This window comes from Pseudanabaena biceps PCC 7429 (genome assembly GCF_000332215.1).
Lineage (GTDB): Bacteria > Cyanobacteriota > Cyanobacteriia > Pseudanabaenales > Pseudanabaenaceae > Pseudanabaena > Pseudanabaena biceps.
This window is the reverse complement of sequence record NZ_ALWB01000061.1, coordinates 1-26,438: the sequence shown is the minus strand read 5'-3', so window position 1 is coordinate 26,438 and position 26,438 is coordinate 1. Positions and strand designations below refer to the sequence as shown.

Sequence of the window (26,438 nt, the reverse complement as noted above, 5' to 3'; positions counted from 1 at the left end):
AGTTGCGGCGCGTAGCGCCGCAACTCTATTTTGGTTTTTGGGTTTGTCCTAACATAACTGGCTACTGCTATAACACTTTTATGGATTAAACACCAGACCCAGTAAGGTTTTGAGATTCCCAAAGTGGCAACGCCATTTTGGGAAGTTGGTATAAATCCTCCAATAGATTTTTAATATCAAGATTACGAAAATCTCTGAATTTTAACCGAATGATCGACTCTTCTAACCAAAGATGAAGATCGCGATCGTAGAAGGAGGTTTTAGAAGGTTGGGATCAGGATTGAGTCATAGCGGACACTCAACAGCGAGCGAATTAACGGATGTACTCTTTTAAAACGCTATTGCGGTTAGGATGGCGCAACTTGCGGAGAGCCTTAGCTTCGATTTGGCGGATGCGTTCGCGGGTAACGTTGAAGATTTGTCCAATTTCTTCGAGGGTCTTCATGCGTCCATCATCTAATCCATAGCGGAGACGCAACACATCACGTTCTCTGGGGCTAAGGGTTCCCAATACGCTTTCGAGGTCTTCGCGTAGGAGACTTTTCGCAACTTGATCGTCAGGAGTTTCACCTTCGGACTCGATAAAGTCACCGAGGCGAGAGTCTTCTTCCTTACCGATAGGAGTTTCGAGAGAAATTGGCAACTGGGCGGATTTGGCGATGAAGCGGAGCTTTTCGATCGTCATCTCCATGCGGGTGGCGATTTCTTCTTCGGTGGGCTTACGTCCCATTTCTTGAGAAAGCAACTTAGTTGTTTTCTTAATCCGCGAAATGGTTTCGTAAAGGTGGACTGGGAGGCGAATAGTACGGGATTGATCGGCGATCGCACGGGTAATTGCTTGACGAATCCACCATGTTGCATAGGTCGAGAATTTATAACCCTTTTCATGGTCGAACTTCTCGGCGGCACGGATCAAGCCTAAACTGCCCTCTTGGATCAAATCTTGGAAGGATAAGCCGCGATTCATGTACTTTTTGGCGATCGATACTACTAGACGTAGGTTCGACTGCACCATTTTGTCCTTGGCTCTACGACCAGAGTGGAGGCGTTTGCGAAATTCGCCGAGGGGCATCCCCATTTTGATTGCCCATTCTGGTTCGCGGACATCATCGGGATGACAGTCAGCCTCAGTGGCTAATTCTTCGCGCTTTAATTCTAGTTCTAGCAGGTCGGCAATTTTACGCGCTAACTCAATCTCTTCATCGGCTCGGAGTAGGCGGATACGACCGATTTCTTGCAAGTAAAGGCGGATCGAGTCTTCGGTAAAATGTTTTTTCTTAGTCTGGCTAGCTCTTTTTTTTGCCCCCCTTGCTTTGCCAGTTTTGTCAGGGTCATCATCAATGTCTGCGTCTTCATCTGAGTCATCAATTAAATCGTCCTTGTCAAGTTCGATATCATCATCATCTTCAAGGTCTTCTTCAATTTCTTCAAGATTTCCGCCAAGTTTGCCAACAGGCAACTTGATTTCAATAGGTAGGTCGATGGCTGTTTTGCTCATGCCAGATTCCTCAGATCCGTACTGTCTAAAACTTTTTCTACGGGGATTTACACCTAGATGATTGTAGCTTGTCAAATATAAAAATGGTGATTTGAGCTACTTAGAATTATGAAAATCCTGTCTAAGGGTCAATTTACAATTCTTGAGTTTAGTCAAATTGGTGCAAATCCTACTTATACATTTATAGTCTAACGATGGCAAACCGACTACAAAAATTTTTTTGATATGAGAATTTAAATAACTATAAGGGACTTGCGAGATCGCTAGGAATAATCAAAACCCCAAAGATGAGTGGCAGCACGAAGCGCCGCCACTTATCTTTGGGGTTTTGATTGCTATAGAATGGGGCAGATCCCCAAGAGATTTAGAAAATAGATGCATTTAACAGATACATTTGTTAAGTATTATTAAATTTTGATCATGCTTAAACTTAATAAAATATCTCTAGCTTCTATAGGTTTGTTTGTTGGTGGAATTCTTTTTGTCGTGGGTTTTTGGGCTTACGCTAAAGGTAATTCCACGCTAAATCTGATCGGATTTTTCTATGGTTTTCCTATCCTCTTAGGGGGCTTTGCATTTAAGTCTTCGGAGGTTAAACCAGTACCTGTGGTTGTTGCTCTATCAGATGAGGTTTTGAATTTACGCAAGGCACAAGAAACTTCAACCCAAAAGCAGCTACGCCAAGATGTAACTCGGTATCGCTACGGTATTAAGGCGCATTTGGATGAGGTTTTAGAAAAATTGGGTATGAGTCCTACCGATGAAGAACGTCCTATCTTGGTGGGGATCTATGAAGAAATTTCTCAAGCGGAGGAGACTAAGGGAGCTTACAGTTTGGTTTTACGTTTCCGATCGCCTTTGATAGACTTTGCAACTTGGCAACAAAAACAAGATAAATTGACGCGATTTTTTGGTCCTGGGATCGTGGCGGTTGTGGCGGAATTGGAAAATAAAGAGTTTGATTTACGGTTGATTTCGGAAATTCCAGCGGTAATTGGTGCTTAGACATTCCCAAAAGAGAGAAGCGGCGCTTTGCGCCGCTTCTCTCTTTTACGTTTTAATACTGTAATTTTTTTCCCAAGAGATAGATATGTGGCGGCGCTTTGCGCCGCCACATATCTATCTCTTGGGAAACGCATCCTGTAGGGGATCGTCTTGATCGCAACGCAAAAATCTACAAATGATTTAGGATTGCTATAGTTAGGTATTAAGTAGGAATTGTGGCTTTAGTTTCTTTAGCGGCTTTGGTGGCAGGGGCAAGATCGGGGAAGTTGGTGAGTTTTCCTACCGATACGGTGCCTGCTTTGGCGGTGCGTCCCGATCGCAGTGCAGATATTTATACGCTCAAGCAGCGATCACCCGATAAACCATTAATTTTGATGGCGGCTAGTTGGCAAGAGTTTTTATTGTTTCTGGATATAGATCGTCCAGAGTTGGAAACTTGGGAACGGACTGCCCAAAAATATTTTGCTGGAGCAGTGACTCTGGTTTTGCCCGCGAGCGATCGCGGTTGTCACCTAAATCAAGGTTTTCAAACTTTAGGGGTGCGAATTCCCGATAACCAAACGGCGATCGCTATTTTGCAGCAAACAGGAGCAATGCTGACTACCAGCGCCAATAAGAGTAACGAACCACCTTTACGCAGCATGGTCGCAATTAATGACGCTTTTCCCTCGGTCATGACTCTCGGCGATGGAATTAGTATTACCGAACCATTGGGAAGTGGCTTGCCATCGACTGTAGTGGAATGGACAACGAATGGTTGGGTCGTCCGTCGTCAAGGGGCTGTGCGGTTTTAAAATCAATTTAAATCCAAAAGTGCGCGAAGCGCACTTTTGGATGGATTTAGTGATGGATTTAGATAGTTTGCCAATCTCGCGAAAACTGCTCTAGGTTAGCAGTGGTTAGTTCTTTTTCCAGCCATTGTATAGCCGTGATTTGACTGGGAAACTGTTGGCTGTCGTAGTCTTGGAATACATCTACTAAGGAAATCGCGATCGCATTTTGTCCAGAAGCAACTGACCACCGCTGGAAAAACTGCTGCATGGTCAGTGCGGGTAAAGCATTTTGTAGATTTTCTAGAGCCGTGATCTGATTGGCAGAGCGCTTAAAAACCTTGACAGCATCGCTGAGATTGATTAGTTGCAGTGGAGGATTGCTTGTGCCACTGGGTTGGCTAGGCGTAAATGGCGTGGTCGTAGTGCCAATTCCTGAATTGAGATTTGACCAATCTTGACGGAATTTAGCAAGAGCCTGTGATGATATTTGACCTTGCAACCACTGCAAGGCAAGATTTTGATTAAGCATCTGGGCAAGATTGTAACCACTGAGGGCATCTTGTAGCGATGTGGCTGTGGTTGCCAGTCCAGATGCGGTTTGCCAACGTTGAAAGAATTGTTGCAATATCTCTGGCGTGATATTTGCTTGCAAATTGTTAAGAGCCGCAGTTTGATTGGGTAAGCGCCCACGGCTATAGCTATTTGCGGCATCAGCTAGACTAATCGCACTAGCAGGGGGTGTTGATGAAGAGGTGGGATCGGTAGTAGCGATGGGAGTACCATCCGTCGGTACAAAAATTGACGGCGTAGAGGAAGGCGTTGCCGAAGGTGCTGGTGAGGGAGCTGGCGAGGGAGATGGACGCACAATTTCAATCGTGGTCGGTGGAGTGGGCGTAGCTACCGCGATCGCAGGTGCTTGAAGTTTTTTCCATGTTTGTTCGCCGACTTTGCCATCAACGGTCAACCCATTGGCTCTCTGAAATGCCACGATCGCATCCCTCGTGCCCACACCAAAGTCACCATCGATCCGACCTTGATAATAGCCTTTGTCTTTAAGCAATTGTTGAGCTTGGGCTACAGCCGAGCCCTTAGATCCTGGCAATAATGTTGGTAGAGTCTGGGCAGTCGAGGCGGCACGAAGTTTAGCCCAGCTAGAACTGCCCACAATGCCATCAGCTACCAATCCATTAGCCTGCTGAAATTTCAGAACAGCATTGGTTGTGCCAGCACCAAAATCCCCGTCAATGCTGCCACTATAAAATCCTTTGCCTTGGAGAAGTTGCTGCAACTCAACTACATCACTACCTTTACTACCTTGTCTTAATATCGAGTCCATAGTTAGCTCAAATTTCTCAAAGTTGACAATCTTTAAATTCAATCAAATTCAATTCACAATCTAGCGATTTTCATTTAGAAATGTTATTTGGTAACATTTCTAAATGATGAATTTAGAAATGGGGAATTTAGAAATAGAGTACACGAGCATCTAATCCCTGCGATCGCAAGAAATATTTCAAAGATTCAGCAGCATCGCGATTGGCATAGCCACCAGCATATACATAGTTACCGCGATTTGACTTGGCGACAAAGGCGCTAGGGATAAACTGCTGTACTTGAGAGAGGGTAGTCAGGGATTGCACAGGAACAGCTGTAACATAGCGATATTGGGCTAAATTCTCAATATTATTGGTGGGGATGTAGCTCGGTAGCGTTACATAGGGTGAAGTATTAGTATTTTGAGCTTGTACGGTCTGAGAAGTTTGATAACCCTGCTGGGCATCTACCCCGCGTTTTTGGAGCTCTTTGGTTACAAAATCTGCGGTTGGTGTATCAAAGGAGCCAGCAACGATGGAGGTCTGTCCATTAACTGAGGCAACCACTGGGTTAGTTACAACTTGTCTAACAACATTCAAAGTTGCGGGATTATTGCCTGCTATGTAGACAACTATATTTCCTAATTGTGCATTGGCACTTGTACTTGCTATATTCCAAAAGCCGAAACTCGCGATCGCTAAGCCAATAGCTTTCTTCACCCAGCCAGATATCTTCATCGTTTTTAGACCTTATAACCCTAAAGCGACTTAATTGCTCATAAACCTAAACTAATTCTATCGTAATTAGTAAAGGCAGACGCATAACGACCTATACCCAGCTATACAGAATATATAGCTGTTATATAACTGCCGCCAGTCTTGTTAGGACGAAATTAAAAGCCAAAAGAGGATTGCCGCGCGGAGCGCGGCAATCCTCTTTTGGCTTTTACAGCAATTAGCTGTCGCCACTCACGTTATACCGATTTCCAAAATGGCAACGCCATTTTGGAAATACGCGTACTATAAATTCCAGCCCTTGGCTAATAAATTTGTGGAGATGGACTCATGCCATTGCTCAAGCAATAAACCAAACTCCTCTGTATGCAATCCTTTGCACCACAACATCAGGGCATCTTCACCTGTTACTTCATAGTAATTAGGTCTTCTCCCAATTTCCTTGAAACCAAAGCTTTGGTAAAGGGAGATCGCTACATAGTTGGATGCTCGTACTTCAAGGGTGGCCCATTCCAAATGGCGATCGCGAGATTTTTTGAGTAGCCCCCAGACGATCGCCTTACCAAATCCTTGCCCTTGATATTCGGGACGCACTGCTAATACGGTAATATGCGCTTCTTCAAGCACAGACCATAAACAACCGAATCCTAATAATTCGCGATCTTCCGTAGTTAAGCCCAGCACAACACTGCTGGGATTGTCGATTTCCCTTTGATAGGCTTCTAAGCTCCAGAAATCTCCTAAGCAGGCACAGTCGATCGCCCTGAGTTGGGATAAGAAATTGCGATCGATCTCACTTAGGTAGATTCTGGTCGATAGATTCATAGGTTGATAAATAATTTAGACTTAGCACAAAGCTCCATGTATCCTACCCCTATCCAAATCCCCAAATTAACGAATTATTAACGAATTATTAATGTCTATGTCAGAAATCATGCCAACTATCTATCTCAGCATAGTTAGTTTCTTTGCTTGGATAGTTAGCACGTTAGCAGGTGGTGGTAGTCCCTTTGTTTTAATCCCATTAGTCAATCTCTTGATGGGGGCTGCCTCGGTTCCACCTGTAATTACAATTGGTATGTTTTTTGGGAATGCCCATCGAGTTTTTCTGTTTTGGCGCGATATTGACTGGAAATTAACGGCTTGGTATGCTCCAGGTGCAGTTTTGGGGGCAATTCTCGGCGCATATACCTTTACCCGAATTCATATTGATGGGCTGCAAATAGTCATTGGTATATTCCTGCTGATCAGTGCAGTTTTGTTTGAGTTAGAAAAAAGCCCAGATACAAAAAAAATCGCTAACCCTGCATCTCAGCCTGATGTAAATAATTTAGATTCAGATAATTTAGATTCAGATAATTTAGAAACAAAATTGACCGCTTTGGCGATAGGCTCTGAAGAGACTAGAGATTCCCAAGAGAATAACGAATCTGGGGCTAATGAAATTACTAATGCAAATCAAACCGAGACTCAAGGGAAACTGCCTAAACCTAAATTTAAGCTAGCAGCATGGCATATTATGCCCGCAGGATTTCTGAAAGCCTATGTATCGGGTCTAGTGGGGACAACGGGACCAGTGCTTAACCCTTTTTATCTACGCTATGGCTTGCTTAAGGAGCAAATGATTGCGACTAAAGCTGCTCATATGACGATTATTCACGTCTTCAAACTGATTACTTACGGACTACTAGCAGCCCTGTCCCAAGAGCAGGCGATCGCAGGTTTAGCGATCGGCTTAGCGGCAATACCTGCTAACCTCGTGGGCAAATATATCCTCAGCCGCATGAGTTCCCAGCAGTTTCGGCAGATTGTTTTGGTATTTATGGCTGTAGGTGGGATCTGGATGCTCTGGGGACAAAGGAATTTGTTTTTGAACTAACATTTGAACTAACATAAGTTCGGGATAATTTGAAACGGGATTTGAGAAAGGGTTTGCTACGCAAACCCTTTCTCAAATCCCAAAAGTAAAAGCCTTATTTTAGTTATGTCTACTCACTTTAAGGGCGTTAAATCTGTTCTCTAAATTACAAAATTCGACAAATTACATGAAAATATTGTGTAAATGGGTGGATAATAACCAAAAATATACCTAAGGCATAGCTTTAAGTTTAGTTAAAAGTTTGGTTAAAGGGAGTGAGATCCGTACCTATAGAATGCTGTTAAGGCTGTGCTAGTATTAACTTTAACCAGAACGCAGCAAAGTATGGGGAAACGCCATGTTTGAACGCTTTACAGAAAAAGCAATTAAAGTCATCATGCTGGCTCAAGAGGAAGCTCGCCGCCTCGGTCATAACTTTGTCGGCACAGAGCAAATTCTATTGGGTCTGATCGGAGAAGGAACTGGCGTTGCCGCCAAAGTACTGAAGTCGATGGGTGTAAACCTCAAAGATGCACGCATTGAGGTTGAGAAAATCATCGGACGCGGCTCTGGTTTTGTCGCCGTCGAAATACCTTTCACGCCTCGCGCCAAGAGAGTCCTTGAGTTGTCGCTAGAAGAAGCTCGCCAGTTGGGACATAACTACATCGGTACTGAGCATCTGTTGCTAGGACTAATTCGCGAAGGCGAAGGCGTTGCCGCTAGAGTTTTAGAAAATTTGGGCGTAGATCTGTCCAAAGTCCGTACTCAAGTAATTCGTATGTTGGGTGAGACTGCCGAAGTCTCCGCAGGTGGTGGTTCGTCGGGACGCACCAAAACGCCTACCCTTGACGAGTTTGGCTCTAATTTGACCCAGCTAGCTCAAGATGGCAAGCTCGATCCTGTTGTGGGTCGTGAGAAAGAAATTGAACGAGTAATCCAAATCCTCGGTCGTCGTACCAAAAACAACCCAGTGCTAATCGGTGAACCAGGTGTTGGTAAAACTGCGATCGCTGAAGGGCTTGCTCAACGCATTTCTAACAGTGACATTCCCGACATTCTCCAAGAAAAACGGGTGGTTACGTTAGACATTGGCTTGCTAGTGGCGGGTACAAAGTATCGTGGTGAATTTGAGGAACGCCTCAAAAAGATCATGGAAGAAATCCGCACCGCTGGCAATGTGATCTTGGTAATTGATGAAGTCCATACCTTGATCGGTGCTGGCGCTGCTGAAGGTGCGATCGATGCCGCGAATATCCTCAAGCCTGCCCTTGCCCGTGGTGAACTCCAATGCATCGGTGCAACTACCCTTGATGAGTATCGCAAGCATATCGAACGCGATGCCGCCCTCGAACGGCGCTTCCAGCCTGTCATGGTTGGTGAGCCTAGCGTTGAAGAAACCATCGAAATTTTGATCGGTTTGCGCCAACGTTACGAAGAACACCACAAGCTCAAGATCGACGATGAAGCCCTCGTTGCCGCCGCGAAGCTATCCGATCGCTATATTAGCGATCGCTTCTTGCCCGACAAAGCGATCGACTTGATCGACGAAGCTGGCTCTCGCGTCAGGTTGATTAATTCCCAGTTACCTCCCGCCGCCAAGGAACTTGACAAAGAATTACGTCTAACCCTTAAAGAAAAGGATGACGCAGTTCGCAAGCAGGACTTTGATAAAGCTGCGGAATTACGGGACAAGGAAATCGATCTCAAACAGCAGATTCGCGCTCTCAGCCAAACCAAAAAGGCAGAAGCTCCGACTGAGGATGCTCCTGAAATTCGTGTTACCGAAGAGGATATTGCCTATATCGTTAGCTCTTGGACTGGCGTACCCGTACTCAAGATCACCGAATCTGAGTCCGTCAAGCTCATGCAGATGGAAGAAACACTGCATAGCCGCGTAATCGGACAGGATGAAGCGGTAAAAGCAATTTCTCGCGCCATCCGTCGCGCCCGCGTCGGTCTCAAGAGCCCCAATCGCCCGATCGCTAGCTTTATTTTCTCTGGTCCCACAGGTGTTGGTAAAACCGAGCTAACCAAAGCGCTCGCCTCCTACTTCTTTGGTTCTGAAGATGCGATGATTCGCCTCGACATGTCCGAATATATGGAGCGTCACACCGTATCGAAATTGATCGGCTCGCCTCCTGGCTATGTCGGCTATAACGAAGGCGGTCAGCTTACGGAAGCTGTGCGTCGTCGTCCTTATACCGTCGTGCTATTCGACGAAATCGAAAAGGCTCACCCCGATGTCTTTAACTTGCTATTGCAAGTCCTTGAAGATGGGCGCTTGACCGATTCCAAGGGACGTACCGTTGACTTCAAGAACACCCTATTGATCATGACCTCGAACGTTGGTTCTAAAGTCATCGAAAAAGGTGGTGGTGGACTCGGCTTTGACTTCGCCGCTAGCCAAGAAGATGCGCTCTATACCCGCATTCGCTCCCTAGTTAACGAAGAACTCAAGCAATACTTCCGTCCAGAATTCCTCAACCGTCTTGATGAAATCATTGTCTTCCGTCAGTTAACCAAGCCCGAAGTCAAGGAGATCGCCGATCTCATGCTCAACGAGTTCTTCAAGCGGATGCTCGATAAGAATATCGTCCTCACGGTAACCGAGCGCTTTAAGGATCTACTCGTTCAAGAGGGCTACAATCCCAGCTACGGCGCACGTCCGTTGCGTCGTGCCATCATGCGCTTACTTGAAGACTCTCTTGCAGAAGAGATCCTCACAGGTAAAGTTCGTGAAGGTGCCTCCGTACAGGTTGATGTCGATGACGATGGCAAGGTCAAAGTGATCGAAAAAGAAGCCCTTAACGGTTCTGAAAATAGCCTTCAGTTACTACCGTCGGCTTAGAGAAAACAGGGGGCTTAAGCCCCCTTGTTTTCTGTTTTTTTGTTTTTGCACCACCTTAGTGATTCCGAGAGCTTTGGTGGTAGATGGATGGACAGTGCTAAATTTGAAAAAGCTTCATGAATGCCAACCAGCGTAATATTGCCGTGAAATCGAATCCTCTGCCTCCTACGAAACTTCAGTCGGTTGCAGGGGATTTGTCATCTGCGGAGATGCCTGAAGTTATTGTAGTAACCGAAAAAAGTGAAGATTCCTTGGGCAATGTCCCTGCGCCTCTTACGGTTGCAGATGTGGAGGGTGGAGAACTCAAGCCAATTCCCAGCCAGCCTGCTAAAAAGGCTCAGCTAGATTCTGAGGCAATTCCCGATCCTGAAATTTCCCAAGTAAGGTTTAAAACCCTTGATGGCAAGCTCAATCTATTATTGCCAACTGAAAAAAAGATCAAGTTACCATTTCATAAATCCAATGATGGTTCTCCATCTTCTCTATCTATTGGTGAAGATGAGTCGGCATCGACTAATTCTGAGACTTCATTACTAACTTTAACTTGGGAAGAAATACTTTCTCAGCTAGAGCAACGCATGGCGGCGAGTGGTCATGATTGGAAGCCCCGTACGCAGGTATATTTGCAAGCATGCGATCGCCTATTGGATACGCGTCAACTGCAAGAAATATATGAGTCGTTGCAAAATTACCAATTATTGTTGCATTGTGTTGTCACTAATCGTCGTCAGACAGCGATCAATGCTGCTAGTATGGGTTTTTCTGTTGAGCAAGGCACTGTCTTTCGTGAGTTGTTAGGATTTAATCCAATTCCTAATGCGCCAACGGACGATCCGCTATACATTAAGATGACCGTAAGATCTGGTACAGAAATTCGGCATTCAGGCAGTATTATTGTCTTCGGTGATGTCAATGCTGGTGCGGAGTTAATCTCTGAAGGCGATATTATCGTGTGTGGCAAGCTGAAAGGCATGGCTCATGCAGGTGCTAAAGGTAATGCCCAATCGGTAGTGATGGCTTTGCACCTCAATGCAACCCAGATTAGGATTGCTAGTTTTATTGCTCGTGTTGAGACTCCCAGTACATCTTTTTGTCCAGAAGTAGCCTTGGTCAGTACGCAGGGTACACCTGCAATTAAAATTGTCCAAGTAGTTGACTTTTCTGCATTTAATCATTCTTCGCTAAACTATCCCTCGTCAATCAGTAATTCGTAAACATGAGTCGCATTATCGTTGTTACCTCCGGTAAAGGTGGTGTCGGCAAGACCACATCTTCAGCAAATCTCGGCATGGCGCTCGCTAAACTAGGGCGTAAAGTGGTTTTGGTGGATGCTGACTTTGGCTTGCGAAATCTCGATCTTTTATTGGGATTAGAAAATCGCATCGTGTATACCGCCCTTGAGGTAATCGCACGAGAATGTAAGCTCGATCAAGCCCTAGTTAAAGATAAGCGTCAACCTAATTTATCGCTCTTAGCCGCTCCCCAAACGCGCAATAAAACTGCCATTACGGCCGCTCATATGAAGGCTCTGGTAGAGGTTTTAAGCCGATATTTTGATTACGTATTAATTGACTGTCCCGCAGGGATTGAGTCAGGTTTTCAAAATGCGATCGCAGGGGCGAAGGAAGCGATCGTCGTGACGACTCCTGAAATATCGGCAGTACGAGATGCCGACCGCGTTGTTGGATTATTAGAAGCCAACCGAATTACCGATATTAAATTAATTTTGAATCGTATTCGCCCAGCTATGGTAAAAAATAACGACATGATGAGTGTCGAAGATGTGCTGGATATTTTGTCAGTTAAATTAATTGGCGTAATTCCTGATGACGAACAGGTGATCGTTTCTACTAATAAAGGGGAACCATTGGTGTTGTCAGATAAGCCATCGCTAGCAGGCACTGCCTATGAGAATGTGGCAAAGAGACTGGAAGGCAAAAATATCGAGTTCTTACAACTCGAAGTACCCCCTAAAGGATTTTTCGCCCGTCTGTCTAGCTGGATTAGTGGGAATTCCTGAGGTTAGAAATGATTTCAACACTGCTCGATCGCCTGTTTCAAAGAAGTAACGTCCCAAGTGGAGCGCAAGTCAAGCAGCGTTTGAAATTCATCTTGGCTCATGATCGAGCTGCGATCGAGCCACAGGTTTTTGAAAATATGCGCCATGAAATCATGCGGGTAGTTTCAAGATATGTAGAGCTTGATGAAGGTGCGTTGGATATCCGCTTAGAGTCGGATAAACGCATGACCGCGTTAATCGCGAATCTGCCCATTCGGATGGTGCGGGAAGAATTACCCGATCTGGTAAGTCTTTTTGATGAGCCCGATGAAGAAACCTCTCCAAACCGAGAGGAGTCAAAGGATTCTTCGGTATTAGAAATGGATTTATCCGCAGAAGCCGCCCTTGATGCGATCGCGGCAAAAGACCCCATACAAACCTCTGAAGATATATCCCCATCGAGCATAGCTCTGGTGGCAGAAAGAACGACCGAAGTAAGTATCAAACTGAGGAGCGCTGCTACTAAAGCGCAAAATATGGAAGCGAGCGAACGAGTCGTTAAAGAAAGCGATCGCGAGGAAACTCAAGTTAGCAAGGATGTGGTGAATACTGCGGTTCCGATGGAGAAAAAGCTAGATCCTGTTGTGAGCGATATCAGTAATGTTAGCTCTACTAATGTTGTTGCCGATAAAGTTGCCAATAAAGTTGTCGATAAAGTTGCTACTGAGAGAGTTGATGCTGTTAATGCTAGTGACATTAAACACCTTGATGACAAGGATGAAGCCGCCATTGAAGAATCGAGCGACCAACTAGAGTTGTCCTTAGATGTTCCCAGTTCGGGCGAGATAATATAGCAAGGTAAGGTTTGCTTAGAGCATAAACCCCAAAAAATGAGTGGCGGCGCTTCCGCGCCGCCACTCATTTTTTGGGGTTATAAAACCCAAGAAGAGAAGGTTGGTGCGAAGCGACAACCTTCTCTTCTTGGGTTTTGATTTTGTCCTAACGCGAGTGGCGATAGTTATAAAAGCATAAATATCTTTTCATACCAATTTACGAAAGTGTGACAACACTTTTGTGAATTAAAAACCAAATCCAGCAAGGGGTTGAAAAGCTCAAAATGGCTACGCCATTTTGAGCTTTGGTATTACAGAGAATTGAGGATTTTTATGCATTGCGGTAAGTGAAAGAAAAAATCATGTTAATGATAGTTATGTCTTAAAGTATGGAGAAAATAATGAGAATTTAAAAGTAACTCCTTAGATTTTTTAACTCAAAAAATAGAAATATAATTTTTTAAATTGATGTGTCTAGATTTATATTTAGGGATTTGTAGGGATTTGTTTAGAGCTACGTTCAAAGATTAGATATTCAACGATCTTGTTATAGGACAATTTTAGGCGATCGCCTGTTTGATATACCTATTTGATATGCCTATTTCGTTCTTGTAATTAACTAAACATAGTTAAATATAAAAGCTTAAAGCTTTTTTTGTAAGCATTGTATGCATTGCTACTTTTAATACTGTCTCTTAATTATGCGATGTAACTTATTACAGTTTTTATGGTTAATATAGGTGATTTAATCTCAGCATATATGCTTGGTATCTACTCTAGCCTGATACTTTCTGTATAATAGAAAAGTAGTCTGTCATAGAATGTATATAGGGGATTTAGGTGATTTTCTAGTAAAAAGATGTACTAATAGATACTCTAATAAATATGGAGGGGAGAAGAGTATCATTAGTATTTTATTTTGTTTTAATGGAAATCATTTTAGTGTGATCGTTAGGCGATATTTGAATGGTTTAGAGCTAAATCCAGATATTAAAAAGATGTCGATACAGAATTAGGCTACATAACAGATCTTGGCGAATCTTATCTTTAGTGTTATCGATCCATAACCATGTCTCTAATAGCAAGTCATAATTTTCATAAATTTCCTCAACTCGCGGGCTATACTATTGCCGAGCAAATCTATAATGGTTCTCGAACTAGTGTTTATCGAGCTATAGATGACTCTAACGGTCGGAGCGTAATAGTTAAGCTGCTGCAACAGGATTACCCCAGTTTCAACGAATTGTTGAAATTTCGCAATCAGTACACGATCGCTAAAAAATTGGACGTTAGCGGCATTGTGCGCCCCTACAGCTTGGAATCCTGTGGTAATAGCTATGCCATTGTCATGGAGGATTTTGGAGGCATTTCGCTACAACAGCATATCCAAAAGCAACCATTATCTTTGGCGGAAAAATTGGAAATAGCCATCCAGATTACCCAAATCTTGGACGAACTGCACCAATCCTGCGTTATCCATAAGGATATTAAACCCGCCAATATTCTGATTCATCCAGAAACTAACCAAATCAAATTAATTGATTTTAGTATTGCTTCGCTATTGCCAAAGGAAACTCCAGAAATTAAAAACCCCAATGGCTTAGAAGGAACTTTGGCTTATATCGCGCCCGAACAGACAGGAAGAATGAATCGGGGGATCGACTATCGCACAGATTTCTATTCCTTTGGGGTAACGCTATACGAACTATTTGCTAGACAACGCCCTTTCGGTTCCTTTGACCCCATGGAATTAGTGCATTGTCACTTAGCCAAGATACCACCCACGATTCACCAGATCTGTCCCGAAATTCCTGTTGTGCTCTCGGATATCGTTGATAAGTTGATGGCTAAAAATGCCGAAGAGCGTTACCAAAGTGCTTCAGGGCTAAAGTATGATTTACAACTATGTCTACATCAATTGCAAAAATTTGGGGAGATTAGTAACTTTGCGATCGGTAAACGAGACATAGGCGATCGCTTCCTGATACCTGAAAAACTTTATGGGCGGGAAAGCGAAGTTAATCTCCTTCTAGAATCCTTTGATCATGTTGCCAATGGGGCAACGGAACTGATGCTAGTTAAAGGATTTTCGGGGATTGGTAAAACGGCGGTCGTTAATGAGGTGCATAAACCGATTGTCCGCCAAAGGGGATATTTCATCAAAGGTAAGTTCGACCAATTTAATCGCAATATTCCCTTTTCGGCTTTTGTTCAAGCTTTTAGGGACTTAATCGGACAATTGATGGGCGAAAGCGATTTCCAATTGCAGGCTTGGAAAACTCGACTTCTAGAAGCTGTCGGAGAAAACGGGCAAATCATTATTGATGTCATACCAGAATTAGAGCGAATTATGGGTACGCAATCCCCTGCGCCCGAACTAACGGGGGCAGCCGCTCAGAACCGATTTAATTCCCTCTTACAGAAATTTATTCACGTTTTTGCCAAGCCCGAACATCCCTTGGTTCTGTTCCTTGATGATTTGCAGTGGGCAGATTCGGCTTCGCTAAATTTGATTCGGGTATTGATGGAGGACTTAGAAACGGGGTATCTCTTCGTCATCGGAGCCTATCGAGACAATGAAGTTTCTACCGCTCATCCTTTGATGTTGACTTTAGATGCGGTCAGTAAAACGCATATAGCGACAAGTACGATCGCACTCCAACCTCTCGACCAGAATAGTTTGAATCGCTTGGTTGCCGATACGCTCCATTGTCAGGAGGAGTTAGCACAACCCTTAACGGAACTATTAATGCAAAAAACGCAAGGCAACCCATTTTTTGCCACTCAGTTCCTCAGAGCTTTGTATCAAGATGGCGCGATCGCTTTTAACGCCAATGCCAGCCATTGGCAATGTGATATAGCTGAAGTGCGGAATGCGGCTCTGAAGAATGATGTAGTGGAATTTATGGCTTTGCAGTTGCAAAAATTGCCAATAACTACTCAGGCGATTTTAAAGCTGGCGGCTTGTATGGGGGCGCAGTTCGATCTAGATACTTTGGCTATAGTTGCCGAGCAGTCGTCAGAGTCGGTAGCAGGTTTGCTATGGGTAGCTTTGCAGGAGGGGTTGATTTTACCTCAAAGCGAGATTTATAAGTTCTATCTTGAAGAAAGCGATATGTCGCAGTCGGTTAACCAACCAGCTTTCAAGGAAACGCTTAACTACAGGTTTTTACACGATCGCGTCCAACAGGCTGCCTATTCATTGATTCCTGACGATCAAAAGCAAAAGACTCACCTGACAATCGGACGACTATTACAAAAAAATCTTTCTAGTCTGGAGCAAGAGGAAAATCTATTTGAAATTCTGAGTCACCTCAATGCGAGTAGCTCCTTAATCACCGATCCTGCCGAAAAGAGAGAGCTTGTTCATCTGAATTTTGCTGGTTGTAAACGGGCTAAAGCCTCAACCGCTTATAGTGCAGCAGTACGCTATGTCAGTGAAGCCATTAATTTATTGCCATCAGATTCTTGGCAAACAGACCATCAGCTAACCTTGCAGATCTACGAGACTGCTGCGGAAACTGCCTATTTAAATATTGAATTTACCGCTGCTCTACAACTGATTGATACTATCTTGCAAGAATGCGATCGCCAGATTGATCGCACTCTTGCTTACGATTTATCGGTACAAATATATATCGCTCAAGATCTCCAGTTAAAGGCTATTGAAACGGGATTAGATGCACTTAAAAGCCTTGGTGTATCTTTAGTAGATCTGACAAACTGGCAAGATCACCTGCCACAACTTCCAAGTGAAGAGGGACTGATTACCAAGCCTCAAATGACTGACCCAGTCTATCTAGCAGCTCTACAGATTCTCATCACAATTACACCACCCACCCATCACGTTAAGCCCGAATTGTTTCCTGCTGTAGTCTTAACGATGGTAGATCTGTGCGATCGCGAAGGATATTCGGAGCTAGCTGCCTATGCCTACGGGATCTATGGCTTGTTGCTTTGTGCTGTAATTGGCGATTTAGATGCTGCCCATCAATCTGGAAAAGTTGCCCTGTCTTTGTTGGAGCAGTATCAAGCGCGTGAATTGAGAACAAAAGTAAATATGCTATTCGCTGTCTTTGTCTGTGCTTGTAAAGAGGCCGGAAATGCCACTTTGCCTTTACTGACACAGGGCATTGAAGTGGGATTAGAAGTCGCGGATATTGAATATGTCAGTTACTGCATCATGGCGTATTTCACCCATTTATTTCTCATTGGCAAGCCCCTAGAGTCTCTACAAGAAGCTCAGGCGAAGTACATGCCGATTTTAGAGCAATTTAAACAGGAGCATTGCATTGAATATTCCAAGATCTGGTTGCGTATTAATGACAAATTTATAAATGCCGATATAAATGCCGATATAAATGCCAATATAAATACAAATGGCTCAGTTGCTATTGATCCGCGTGAGGCTGAAGTTCTGCAACGCTTTGAAAATACCCACAACCATCAATGTCTTTTCGCTTTTCACCTGTCGAGACTAATATTTGACTATACCCTCGGCAACTATGCGATCGCTTTAGATCATGCCGTGAAGGCAACCGCTAGCCAAGATGCAGCCTTTGGGTTTCTCCTTACTGCCGCCCATACTTTCTATCACTCCTTAGCAAGCTTAGCCTCTTCAAGTTTAGGAGGGATTGTTCCTAAGGCAACCGAACTTGAACTTGCGATCGCCAATCAACAAAAATTACAACACTTAGCAAACCATGCTCCCAGTAATTATCTCCATAAGTACGAATTAGTTTCGGCGGAAATTCTCCGCATTCAAGGGGAGAAAGCTTTAGCAATGGACTTCTATGATCGTGCGATCGCGGGAGCTAAGGCTAACGGATATATGCAAGAAGACGCTCTGGCTAACGAACTTGCCGCAAAGTTTTATCTGGACTGGGGGAAAGAGAAGATTGCTGCTATCTATATGCAGGAAGCCTATTACGGCTATACCCGCTGGGGAGCTAAAGCCAAAGTTGAAGATCTGGAAAGGCGCTATCCTCATCTATTGCAGGTGATTCTCCAGCAAGCAGTCTCACCGATCATGAGGATTGAGCCCCTATCAACGATTGCCATTCCCGACATATCGATCCATGCTTCGATCGATCCCAGCAGTTCCTCTACGAGTATGAATGCCATGATGGACTTTGCTGCGCTCCTCAAGGCTTCTCAGAGCATCTCTGGAACTATTGAAATTGATCAGTTATTGCACGAACTTACGCAAGTGGTGCTCCAAAATTCTGGAGGCGATCGCTGTGCCTTAATCTTGCCAAACTCTCAAGGAGAATGGCAAGTTGCGGCTATAGCTACACCTGAAGCGATCGAACTGGTGAGCGAAGCTCTAGATGGCAACGTCAATGTACCCGTTAAATTGATTCAATATGTTAAAAACACAAAGACTTTTGTGGCTGTAGACGATTGCAAGACTTCTCTACCAGTGATTGGGAAATATCTGACTCGGGAACAACCCAAGAGTTTGCTATGTTTTCCTCTCCTCAATCAAGCCAAATTGATTGGCATACTATATTTGGAAAATCGTGCAACTAGCGGCGTATTCACCCTCGATCGCGTTGAATTGCTTAATTTTATCTGCTCCCAAGCCGCGATTTCCTTGGAAAATGCTAACTTATACCGCCAAGAACAAATTACTTCTCTCCGATTAGCGAACTTAAATGCCCAACTGGAATTGCAGCTAGTTCAAATTGCTGAAAGTGAAGCTCAAAAACGAGCCATCATTCAAGCAATTCCCGATATGATATTTCAGGTTAATAGAGATGGAGTTTATTTAGACTATTCTGAATCGTCAGAAGTAAATGCGTTAAAATCTCCCAATCCATCAGCTCAAGCAGAACCGATAGGGAAGTCGCTAGCGGATTATTTATCACCAGAACTTTATCAGCAGAAAATGCGTGATATTGAATTAGTGCTGAAAACAGGAGAAATGCATGTCTACAATCAGGTATTGACCATTGACGGTAAGCCTCAATACGAAGAAGTCAGGGTTGTCCCGATGGGGAATACTGAAAATGTTCTATTTACGATCCGCAATGTAACCGAGCAGAAACAAGCAGAAGATTTAATTCAGCAGAAGTCGCTAGAACTTGAGCAGGCTCTCAAGGAACTGCAAGAATCGCAACTATTGATCGTGCAAAGTGAAAAAATGTCTGCTCTTGGCAATTTAGTCGCAGGTGTAGCCCATGAGATCAATAATCCTGTGGGCAGTATCGTTGGTAATGTAAGCGCGGCACAAAGCTATATCAACGATCTATTAGGATTAATCGATCTATATTCTGCCAAGTTTCCTGACCCAGGAGCAGAGATTCTTGAGGAACTTGAATCAATTGACATTGAATATGTGCGGGAGGACTTGCCCAACTTGATTCGGGCTATGAAAAATGGAGGCGATCGCATTAGAGCTATTAGTAATAGCCTCCGCACTTTCTCCCGTGCGGATACCGATACGATGCAAATCTTTGATATTCATGAAGGAATTGATAGCACGATTTTGATCCTCCGCCATCGCCTCAAAGCAAATGAGCAACGTCCAGCGATCGGAGTCATCACGGAATATGGTCGGGTTCCAGCACTTAAATGTTTCCCTGGACAACTCAATCAAGTATTTATGAATATTTTGGCTAATGCGATTGATGCATTGGATGAAGCCAGTCAAAATCTTAGCTATGTAGAGATTGAGGCTAATCCCAATCGCATCACTGTCCAAACTATGGTGTTAGATAATCATGTCAAAATAACAATTTCCGACAATGGAAAAGGTATGTCTGAAGAAGTCAAAGCCAAGATTTTTGACCATTTATTTACTACTAAGGGGGTCGGAAAAGGAACAGGGTTGGGGTTAGCGATCGCCAAGCAAATCATTATAGAAAAGCATGGAGGAAGCATTGATGTAAGCTCCATCATCGGTCGAGGAACTATTTTTTCAATTCTCCTACCTTTACGAAGATAAATTGTGATTTAATCTCTTGCAATGTCTTTGCAATATAAATTCGACACAGATGAATGGAACCATGATCAAGTCTAGCGTCAAATCAGCTAAAGCCCTGCCGTTACAGCTCGTATTGGTAGTTCCATTTGTGATCCAAATCTTTGCCGCAGTTGGACTGACGGGATATCTATCACTACGAAATGGTCAGAAGGCAGTCAATGATGTTTCTAGCCAATTACGCCAAGAAATAAGCGATCGCATTACCTTACAAGTTCTTGCCTACCTAGAAAAACCCTATACTATCGGGCAAACCATTGCGATCGCCTCCGAAGAGGAGCAAATCGATTTAACCGAAACCAAAAAACTAGAACGAACTTTTTGGCGGTTAGTCAGCAAAGATATGATTCAGTTTATTCAAATTGGGTTTGCTGATGGCACTAGCATTAGCGTCGAGGAATCAGTAAATTCTGATGGCAGTGAAAATTATATTATGGCTGCGATCGTCGATAAGGAAAGCATACCTCGGCGAAGAATTTACAAGCTTAACGATCAAGGAGAAAGAACTTCTCTAATTGAGACGCAACCAAAATTCGATCCCAGAGTTCGTCCTTGGTATATTGCTGCTCAAAAAGCAGGCAAGCCGACTTGGGCTTCTAAACCCTTTCTCGGAAGATCTCAGCCATTCCCCACCATAACGATATCCCATCCAATCTATGATAAAAATAGCGTGCTTGTGGCAGTTGCCAACAATAGCTTTTGGATTAGTAAAATCCATAGATTCCTTAGAAATCTCAAGGTAGGACAGACAGGACAGACATTTATTATTGATCGTGCTGGCAATTTGATTGCCAGTTCCACCATCGAGCAGCCTTTTATTATTGATTATCAGAAAAAGGAACTGCAACAAATTCCCGCTGTAAAAGCGGACAGTTTAGTAATTAGTGGGACATCCAAGGTTTTACTTGAACGTTTCGGTAGCTTTAACGAAATCACCCAAAGTCAGCAGTTAGAATTTACGCTCAACAACCAGAGGCAACTCGTGCAAGTTTCCAATATTCGCGACGAGTATGGGATTGACTGGCTGAGTATAATCGTCGTACCCGAATCAGACTTCATGGCGCAGATTGATGACAACACAAGGACTACAATTTTTCTTTGTTTGGGCGCATTAATCGTAGCAACCATACTGGGACTCTATACCGCAAAATGGATAGCGCTCCCAATTTTGAAATTACAGCAAGCTAGCGAAGCGATCGCCTCAGGAGAACTAGATCGAAAAGTAGAAGGAAATGATATTAAAGAGATAGCAGGATTGGCGCGGGCATTCAACCAGATGGCAATACAACTCAAAACATCTTTTACAGGATTAGAGATCCGCGTATCAGAGAGAACAGAAGAGCTACAGAGAGCAAAAGAAGAAGCAGACAGTGCGAACCAAGCCAAGAGCGAATTTCTGGCGAACATGAGCCATGAGCTCCGAACGCCATTAAACGGAATCCTAGGGTATGCCCAAATTCTAAACCGCTCCAAAGGACTGCAAGAGAAAGAGAGACATGGGATCAACATCATCTACCAATGTGGAAGCCATCTATTGACACTGATCAATGACGTACTAGAGCTATCAAAGATCGAAGCAAGGAAACTAGAACTACAGGAAAACACGATTCATTTGCCGTCATTTCTGCAAGGAGTAGTGGAGATATGTCGAGTGAGAGCCGACCAAAAAGGGCTCGAATTCATTTATGAAAGTGAAACCGATCTACCAGAAGGGATCGAGACAGACGAAAAGAGATTGAGACAAGTAATTATAAATCTATTAAGCAATGCAATTAAATTCACAGACAAAGGGCAAGTAATATTTAGAGTAGGAATGGAAAGAGCAGCAGAGATCAAGGTAGAAGTAGAAGACACAGGAGTAGGGATAGCGGAAGGAGAGAGAGAAAGGATATTCCAAGCCTTCGAGCAAGTAGGAGAGAAGAAGAGACAATCAGAGGGGACAGGATTGGGACTAGCGATCAGTCAAAGGATCGTACAAATGATGGGAGGAGAGATCCAAGTTAAGAGCGAACTAGGGAAAGGGAGCATATTTAGTTTTAGGATAGGAGTAAAGTTAGCAGAGGAATGGGTAAAGCAAAAAACAGTTCAACAAGGACAGAATATCATCGGATATGAAGGAGAGAGAAAGGAGATATTGATCGTTGATGATAAATGGGAAAACAGGTCGGTGATCGTCAATCTGCTGGAGCCTTTAGGATTTAGGCTCACCGAAGCTGAGAATGGACAGATAGGGCTAGAAAAAGCAAGAGAGAATCATCCTGACCTTGTTATAACGGATTTGGCGATGCCAGTGATGGATGGATTTGAGATGTTGAGCCAGATCAGAGCGGACGATACATTAAAGGGACTGATCGTGATCGTTTCTTCGGCATCCGTAGGGCAAGAGGATCGGCAAAAGAGTTTAGAGGAAGGAGGGGATGACTTTTTAGAGAAGCCAGTACATTCGGAAGAATTGTTTAGGTTATTGGGCAAGCATCTACAAATCAAGTGGAGTTATGAAGAGGGAAGAAAGGAGGAAGAAGTAGTAACACTAGGAGATTTGGTCGTGCCTCCTGAGGAGGACTTGAGGTTGCTGTTGGATCTAGCTCTTGCTGGTTTAATCAAAAAACTAGGTGACACCGCTGGGCAAATTGGTCAAAGGGATGTCCGCTATTTGCCTTTTGTCCAGCAGATTCAACTGCTGGCTAAGGGATTCAAAACGGAAAAGATCGAAGCCTTACTGCGTCGATATCTCCCTAATTAGATTTCCCTAATTAATAACAACGAGGATTATAGAGAGCATGAATGTTGAAGATTCCAATACTTTGATTTTAATTGTTGATGATACCCCAACTAATCTGGATGTTATCTCAGAAGCTTTGAGCGATGCGGGATACGATGTGGCGATCGCTACGAGTGGAGAACGCGCCCTTCATCAGGTTGAGCGAAAATTGCCCGACCTCATCTTGTTAGATGTGATGATGCCTGAAATTGATGGATTTGAGACCTGTAGAAGACTAAAAAGTAATCCCAAAACCACCAATATTCCCATTATCTTCATGACAGCACTCTCTGATATGAGTAATAAGGTTAAGGGGTTTGAACTAGGAGCGGTGGACTATATTACTAAGCCTTTTCAAGAACAAGAAGTACTGGCAAGGGTAAGAACCCATCTACAGTTAAGCCTATTAACGCAAAAGTTAGAAGATCAGGTGATGCAGAAAACTGCCGCATTGCAAGCTTCTCAACTGCAAATTATTCAAAGTGAAAAACTGTCTGCTCTCGGCAATTTGGTTGCAGGTGTTGCCCATGAAATCAATAACCCAATTGGCTTTCTTGGGGGGAATATCCAACCTGCCTTAGGCTATATTAAGGATCTATTTAGTTTGTTAGATCTTTACCAAAAAAAGTATCCCGATCCCGATCCTGATATTCAAGAAGAAATTGACAATATCGATCTTGCCTATATTCGCGAAGATTTACCGAAGTTGGTCGGTTCTATGCGGGAAGGAATCAAACGGATTAAGGATATTAGTAATAGTCTCCGCACCTTTTCCCGCGCCGATAGTGACGCTAAGCAGACTTTTAATATCCATGAAGGGCTAGATAGCACGATTTTGATCCTCCGCCATCGTCTCAAGGCAAACGAACAACGCCCAGAAATTGAAGTTGTCACGGAATACGGTCAGATCCTTCCGATAAAATGCTTTCCAGGGCAGCTCAACCAAGTATTTATGAATATCTTAGCTAATGCGATTGATGCTCTAGATGAAGCTAGTCAGAAACGTAGCTATGCCGAACTCCAAGCCAATCCAAATCGAATTACAATTCAAACTTCAGAATCGGAGAAGCATGTGAAAATCAAAATTACTGATAATGGTAAAGGGATGTCTGCGGAAGTAAAAAATAAGATTTTTGATCATCTATTTACGACTAAAGCTGTAGGAAAAGGGACGGGATTGGGCTTAGCGATCGCTAAGCAGATCGTTGTAGAAAAACATGAAGGAAGTATTGAAGTAAACTCCATAATCGGTCAAGGGTCAGAATTCCTAATTCTTTTACCTCTCTAAAAAGATATGATTCAATTCGCTCTAGTACGAACTTAACGAGCGAATCGAGAGAATATTTTATCAGTAGCTCAGTAAATAAATACAGCCAGAATATAACAGCCAGAATACAAAATATAACAGTCAAATAACAGTCAAAATATATCTTATGCAGGATCGAGTGATGAATAAATCGGGAATATTAAACTCCATAGCACATCGGTCAATTGGAACTAGTCTAATGATATATGTGCTGGGTGGCGCTTTTGTAGGACTTAGTGCCATGTCGGTATTGGTCTATCGAGCACTTGATAGTCAGGCTAGGCAAGAGATCCAGAAGACATTGAGGATCAAGGTGCGCGAGGTTGAGAGTCAAATTTCTCAAGTGGAAAACTTTACGGCTAATATGCAAGTTGCGCTTCAAATTATGCGATCGCAGCCAAATATAACCACCAAGGATTACAAACGATTAACATTTGAGTTTTTTAAAAAACGTCCATCCCTTGTAATGGGATCGGGATTTGGGCAAACTCCCTATGGGATTCTTACCGATCGTCAGTGGTTTTATCCCTATTTTTATGTCGATCAGGGCTCTCCTGATTCGGTCGGCGATCGCTTGCCCGCCCCTAATGAAAACATTCGCTATTTGGATGTAATTGATGCGGAGTTTTATCCAGACAAGGACTACTATCAATTTGGTATTAAGGCAGGAAAACCTGCGTGGAGTGAACCCTATGATTGGTATGGTATTACTATGGATACCTTTACCTATCTCATCTTTGACGATAAAGGGAAAACATTGGGCTATACGGCAAGTGACCTTAATGTGAACGCCATCACCCAACAAATTAAGGACAAGGCATTCCACGATCAAGGCTATTTTGCTTTAATCAGTCAAAAGGGAAACCTACTGGGTTATCCACCTGATGTAGCAAAGGCAAAAGCCAGAGATAGTTACCGAGATATTCCTGAATTGCAAGTAATTTGGCCGCAGATACAAGATAGTAGTGGCATTCTCGAATCAGAAGGACAAATATGGGCTTATGATCGCGTCGCGGGAACCAATTGGATTATGCTGGCGGTTGTTCCCAAAAATGTTGTTGTGTTACCAGTTTTAGGCATTACTTTAGGAGGAACATTGGGGGCTGGGGTCATTTTAGTCTTGGTCGTAATTTGGTTTGTAAGGCGTTTGAATCGTCGCTTGCAGCCAATTGTCGAAGAATGTAATCAAATGATGCTGATGGAGTCAGACGAAAATAAGCAAGTTAATCCTGAATTAAAAATCAATAAAGGTATGGATGAACTCGAAATTCTCTCTACTTCCTTCGAGCGAATGACACAACAACTAAGGGAATCATTCAATGCCTTGCAGAAATCAAACGAAGATCTAGAGATCCGCGTATCAGAGAGAACAGAAGAACTACAGAGAGCAAAAGAAGAAGCAGACAGTGCGAACCAAGCCAAGAGCGAATTTCTGGCGAACATGAGCCATGAGCTACGAACGCCATTAAACGGAATCCTAGGGTATGCCCAAATTCTAAACCGCTCCAAAGAACTGCAAGAGAAAGAGAGACATGGGATCAACATCATCTACCAATGTGGAAGCCATCTATTGACACTGATCAATGACGTATTAGAGCTATCAAAGATCGAAGCAAGGAAACTAGAACTACAGGAAAACACGATTCATTTGCCGTCATTTCTGCAAGGAGTAGTGGAGATATGTCGAGTGAGAGCCGACCAAAAAGGGCTCGAATTCATTTATGAAAGTGAAAACGATCTACCGGAAGGGATCGAGACAGACGAAAAGAGATTGAGACAAGTAATTATAAATCTATTAAGCAATGCAATTAAATTCACAGACAAAGGGCAAGTAATATTTAGAGTAGGAATGGAAAGAGCAGCAGAGATCAAGGTAGAAGTAGAAGACACAGGAGTAGGGATAGCGGAAGGAGAGAGAGAAAGGATATTCCAAGCCTTCGAGCAAGTAGGAGAGAAGAAGAGACAATCAGAAGGGACAGGATTGGGACTAGCGATCAGTCAAAGGATCGTACAAATGATGGGAGGAGAGATCCAAGTTAAGAGCGAACTAGGGAAAGGGAGCATATTTAGCTTCAGGATAGGAGTAAAGGTATCAGAGGAATGGGTAAAGCAAAAAACAGTTCAACGAGGACAGAATATCATTGGATATGAAGGAGAGAGAAAGGAGATATTGATCGTCGATGATAAATGGGAAAACAGGTCGGTGATCGTCAATCTGCTGGAGCCTTTAGGATTTAGGCTCACCGAAGCTGAGAATGGACAGATAGGGCTAGAAAAAGCAAGAGAGAATCATCCTGACCTTGTTATAACGGATTTAGTGATGCCAGTGATGGATGGATTTGAGATGTTGAGCCAGATCAGAGCGGACGATACATTAAAGGGACTGATCGTGATCGTTTCTTCGGCATCCGTAGGGCAAGAGGATCGGCAAAAGAGTTTAGAGGAAGGAGGGGATGACTTTTTAGAGAAGCCAGTACATTCGGAAGAATTGTTTAGGTTATTGGGCAAGCATCTACAAATCAAG

At 43.5% G+C, this 26,438-nt stretch carries 15 protein-coding genes and 1 pseudogene; 11 read left to right on the top strand and 5 right to left on the bottom strand.

What is annotated here, in order from left to right:
* Positions 1–85 precede the first annotated feature (85 nt).
* Positions 86–238: pseudogene (locus PSE7429_RS27160) on the bottom strand (DUF29 family protein); the annotation flags it as partial.
* A gap of 75 nt (positions 239–313) precedes the next feature.
* Positions 314–1,498, bottom strand: a complete 1,185-nt coding sequence (gene rpoD / locus PSE7429_RS08980; RefSeq protein ID WP_009626829.1) for an RNA polymerase sigma factor RpoD — start codon at positions 1,496–1,498, stop codon at positions 314–316.
* A 420-nt stretch (positions 1,499–1,918) separates the two neighbouring features.
* On the opposite strand from rpoD, the gene PSE7429_RS08975 reads away from it, so the two are divergent.
* Complete coding sequence (locus tag PSE7429_RS08975) at positions 1,919–2,503, top strand: DUF2854 domain-containing protein (RefSeq protein ID WP_009626828.1); 585 nt, start codon at positions 1,919–1,921, stop codon at positions 2,501–2,503.
* Between the two features lie 215 nt (positions 2,504–2,718).
* Positions 2,719–3,297 (top strand): L-threonylcarbamoyladenylate synthase, encoded by a 579-nt coding sequence (locus PSE7429_RS08970; protein ID WP_009626827.1) that lies wholly within the window; start codon positions 2,719–2,721, stop codon positions 3,295–3,297.
* Between the two features lie 58 nt (positions 3,298–3,355).
* Here PSE7429_RS08970 and PSE7429_RS23470 read toward each other — a convergent pair whose 3' ends face one another.
* The 3 genes from PSE7429_RS23470 to rimI form a co-directional block, all read right to left on the bottom strand.
* On the bottom strand, positions 3,356–4,612 hold the full coding sequence (locus PSE7429_RS23470) for a peptidoglycan-binding domain-containing protein (protein WP_009626826.1): 1,257 nt from the start codon (positions 4,610–4,612) through the stop codon (positions 3,356–3,358).
* A gap of 127 nt (positions 4,613–4,739) precedes the next feature.
* Entirely contained in the window at positions 4,740–5,309 is a 570-nt protein-coding gene (locus PSE7429_RS08960; protein WP_158467623.1) for a hypothetical protein, read from the bottom strand.
* A 300-nt stretch (positions 5,310–5,609) separates the two neighbouring features.
* Positions 5,610–6,149, bottom strand: coding sequence for a ribosomal protein S18-alanine N-acetyltransferase (gene rimI, locus PSE7429_RS08955; RefSeq protein WP_009626824.1), 540 nt, complete (start codon positions 6,147–6,149; stop codon positions 5,610–5,612).
* 91 nt (positions 6,150–6,240) lie between these two features.
* Between rimI and PSE7429_RS23465 the strand changes: the two genes are divergently transcribed.
* The 9 genes from PSE7429_RS23465 to PSE7429_RS24330 form a co-directional block, all read left to right on the top strand.
* A complete protein-coding gene (locus PSE7429_RS23465; protein ID WP_144052500.1) occupies positions 6,241–7,203 on the top strand; it encodes a sulfite exporter TauE/SafE family protein in 963 nt (320 codons plus the stop codon).
* 337 nt (positions 7,204–7,540) lie between these two features.
* A complete protein-coding gene (locus PSE7429_RS08945; protein ID WP_009626822.1) occupies positions 7,541–10,030 on the top strand; it encodes an ATP-dependent Clp protease ATP-binding subunit in 2,490 nt (829 codons plus the stop codon).
* Between the two features lie 116 nt (positions 10,031–10,146).
* Positions 10,147–11,244, top strand: a complete 1,098-nt coding sequence (locus tag PSE7429_RS08940; RefSeq protein ID WP_009626821.1) for a septum site-determining protein MinC — start codon at positions 10,147–10,149, stop codon at positions 11,242–11,244.
* A gap of 2 nt (positions 11,245–11,246) precedes the next feature.
* On the top strand, positions 11,247–12,050 hold the full coding sequence (gene minD, locus PSE7429_RS08935) for a septum site-determining protein MinD (protein WP_009626820.1): 804 nt from the start codon (positions 11,247–11,249) through the stop codon (positions 12,048–12,050).
* Positions 12,051–12,058: 8 nt separating this feature from the next.
* Positions 12,059–12,883 carry a cell division topological specificity factor MinE gene (gene minE / locus PSE7429_RS24335; protein ID WP_009626819.1) on the top strand — a complete coding sequence of 275 codons (825 nt, stop codon included), beginning with the start codon at positions 12,059–12,061 and terminating at the stop codon, positions 12,881–12,883.
* A gap of 1,048 nt (positions 12,884–13,931) precedes the next feature.
* On the top strand, positions 13,932–19,811 hold the full coding sequence (locus PSE7429_RS08925) for a trifunctional serine/threonine-protein kinase/ATP-binding protein/sensor histidine kinase (RefSeq protein WP_009626818.1): 5,880 nt from the start codon (positions 13,932–13,934) through the stop codon (positions 19,809–19,811).
* A 61-nt stretch (positions 19,812–19,872) separates the two neighbouring features.
* Complete coding sequence (locus PSE7429_RS08920; RefSeq protein WP_173400656.1) at positions 19,873–22,590, top strand: ATP-binding protein; 2,718 nt, start codon at positions 19,873–19,875, stop codon at positions 22,588–22,590.
* A gap of 37 nt (positions 22,591–22,627) precedes the next feature.
* Positions 22,628–23,896 carry a sensor histidine kinase gene (locus PSE7429_RS08915; protein ID WP_009626816.1) on the top strand — a complete coding sequence of 423 codons (1,269 nt, stop codon included), beginning with the start codon at positions 22,628–22,630 and terminating at the stop codon, positions 23,894–23,896.
* A gap of 217 nt (positions 23,897–24,113) precedes the next feature.
* A partial coding sequence (locus tag PSE7429_RS24330; protein ID WP_071590130.1) for a hybrid sensor histidine kinase/response regulator occupies positions 24,114–26,438 on the top strand: 2,325 nt, incomplete at its 3' end.

Coding starts and splice junctions, on each gene's coding strand:
- PSE7429_RS08940 (WP_009626821.1), top strand. CDS start 10,147: ATGAATGCCAACCAGCGTAATATTGCCGTGAAATCGAATCCTCTGCCT.
- PSE7429_RS08945 (WP_009626822.1), top strand. CDS start 7,541: ATGTTTGAACGCTTTACAGAAAAAGCAATTAAAGTCATCATGCTGGCT.
- PSE7429_RS23470 (WP_009626826.1), bottom strand. CDS start 4,612: ATGGACTCGATATTAAGACAAGGTAGTAAAGGTAGTGATGTAGTTGAG.
- PSE7429_RS08925 (WP_009626818.1), top strand. CDS start 13,932: ATGTCTCTAATAGCAAGTCATAATTTTCATAAATTTCCTCAACTCGCG.
- rpoD (WP_009626829.1), bottom strand. CDS start 1,498: ATGAGCAAAACAGCCATCGACCTACCTATTGAAATCAAGTTGCCTGTT.
- minE (WP_009626819.1), top strand. CDS start 12,059: ATGATTTCAACACTGCTCGATCGCCTGTTTCAAAGAAGTAACGTCCCA.
- PSE7429_RS08975 (WP_009626828.1), top strand. CDS start 1,919: ATGCTTAAACTTAATAAAATATCTCTAGCTTCTATAGGTTTGTTTGTT.
- PSE7429_RS08915 (WP_009626816.1), top strand. CDS start 22,628: ATGAATGTTGAAGATTCCAATACTTTGATTTTAATTGTTGATGATACC.
- PSE7429_RS08920 (WP_173400656.1), top strand. CDS start 19,873: ATGATCAAGTCTAGCGTCAAATCAGCTAAAGCCCTGCCGTTACAGCTC.
- PSE7429_RS23465 (WP_144052500.1), top strand. CDS start 6,241: ATGTCTATGTCAGAAATCATGCCAACTATCTATCTCAGCATAGTTAGT.
- rimI (WP_009626824.1), bottom strand. CDS start 6,149: ATGAATCTATCGACCAGAATCTACCTAAGTGAGATCGATCGCAATTTC.
- minD (WP_009626820.1), top strand. CDS start 11,247: ATGAGTCGCATTATCGTTGTTACCTCCGGTAAAGGTGGTGTCGGCAAG.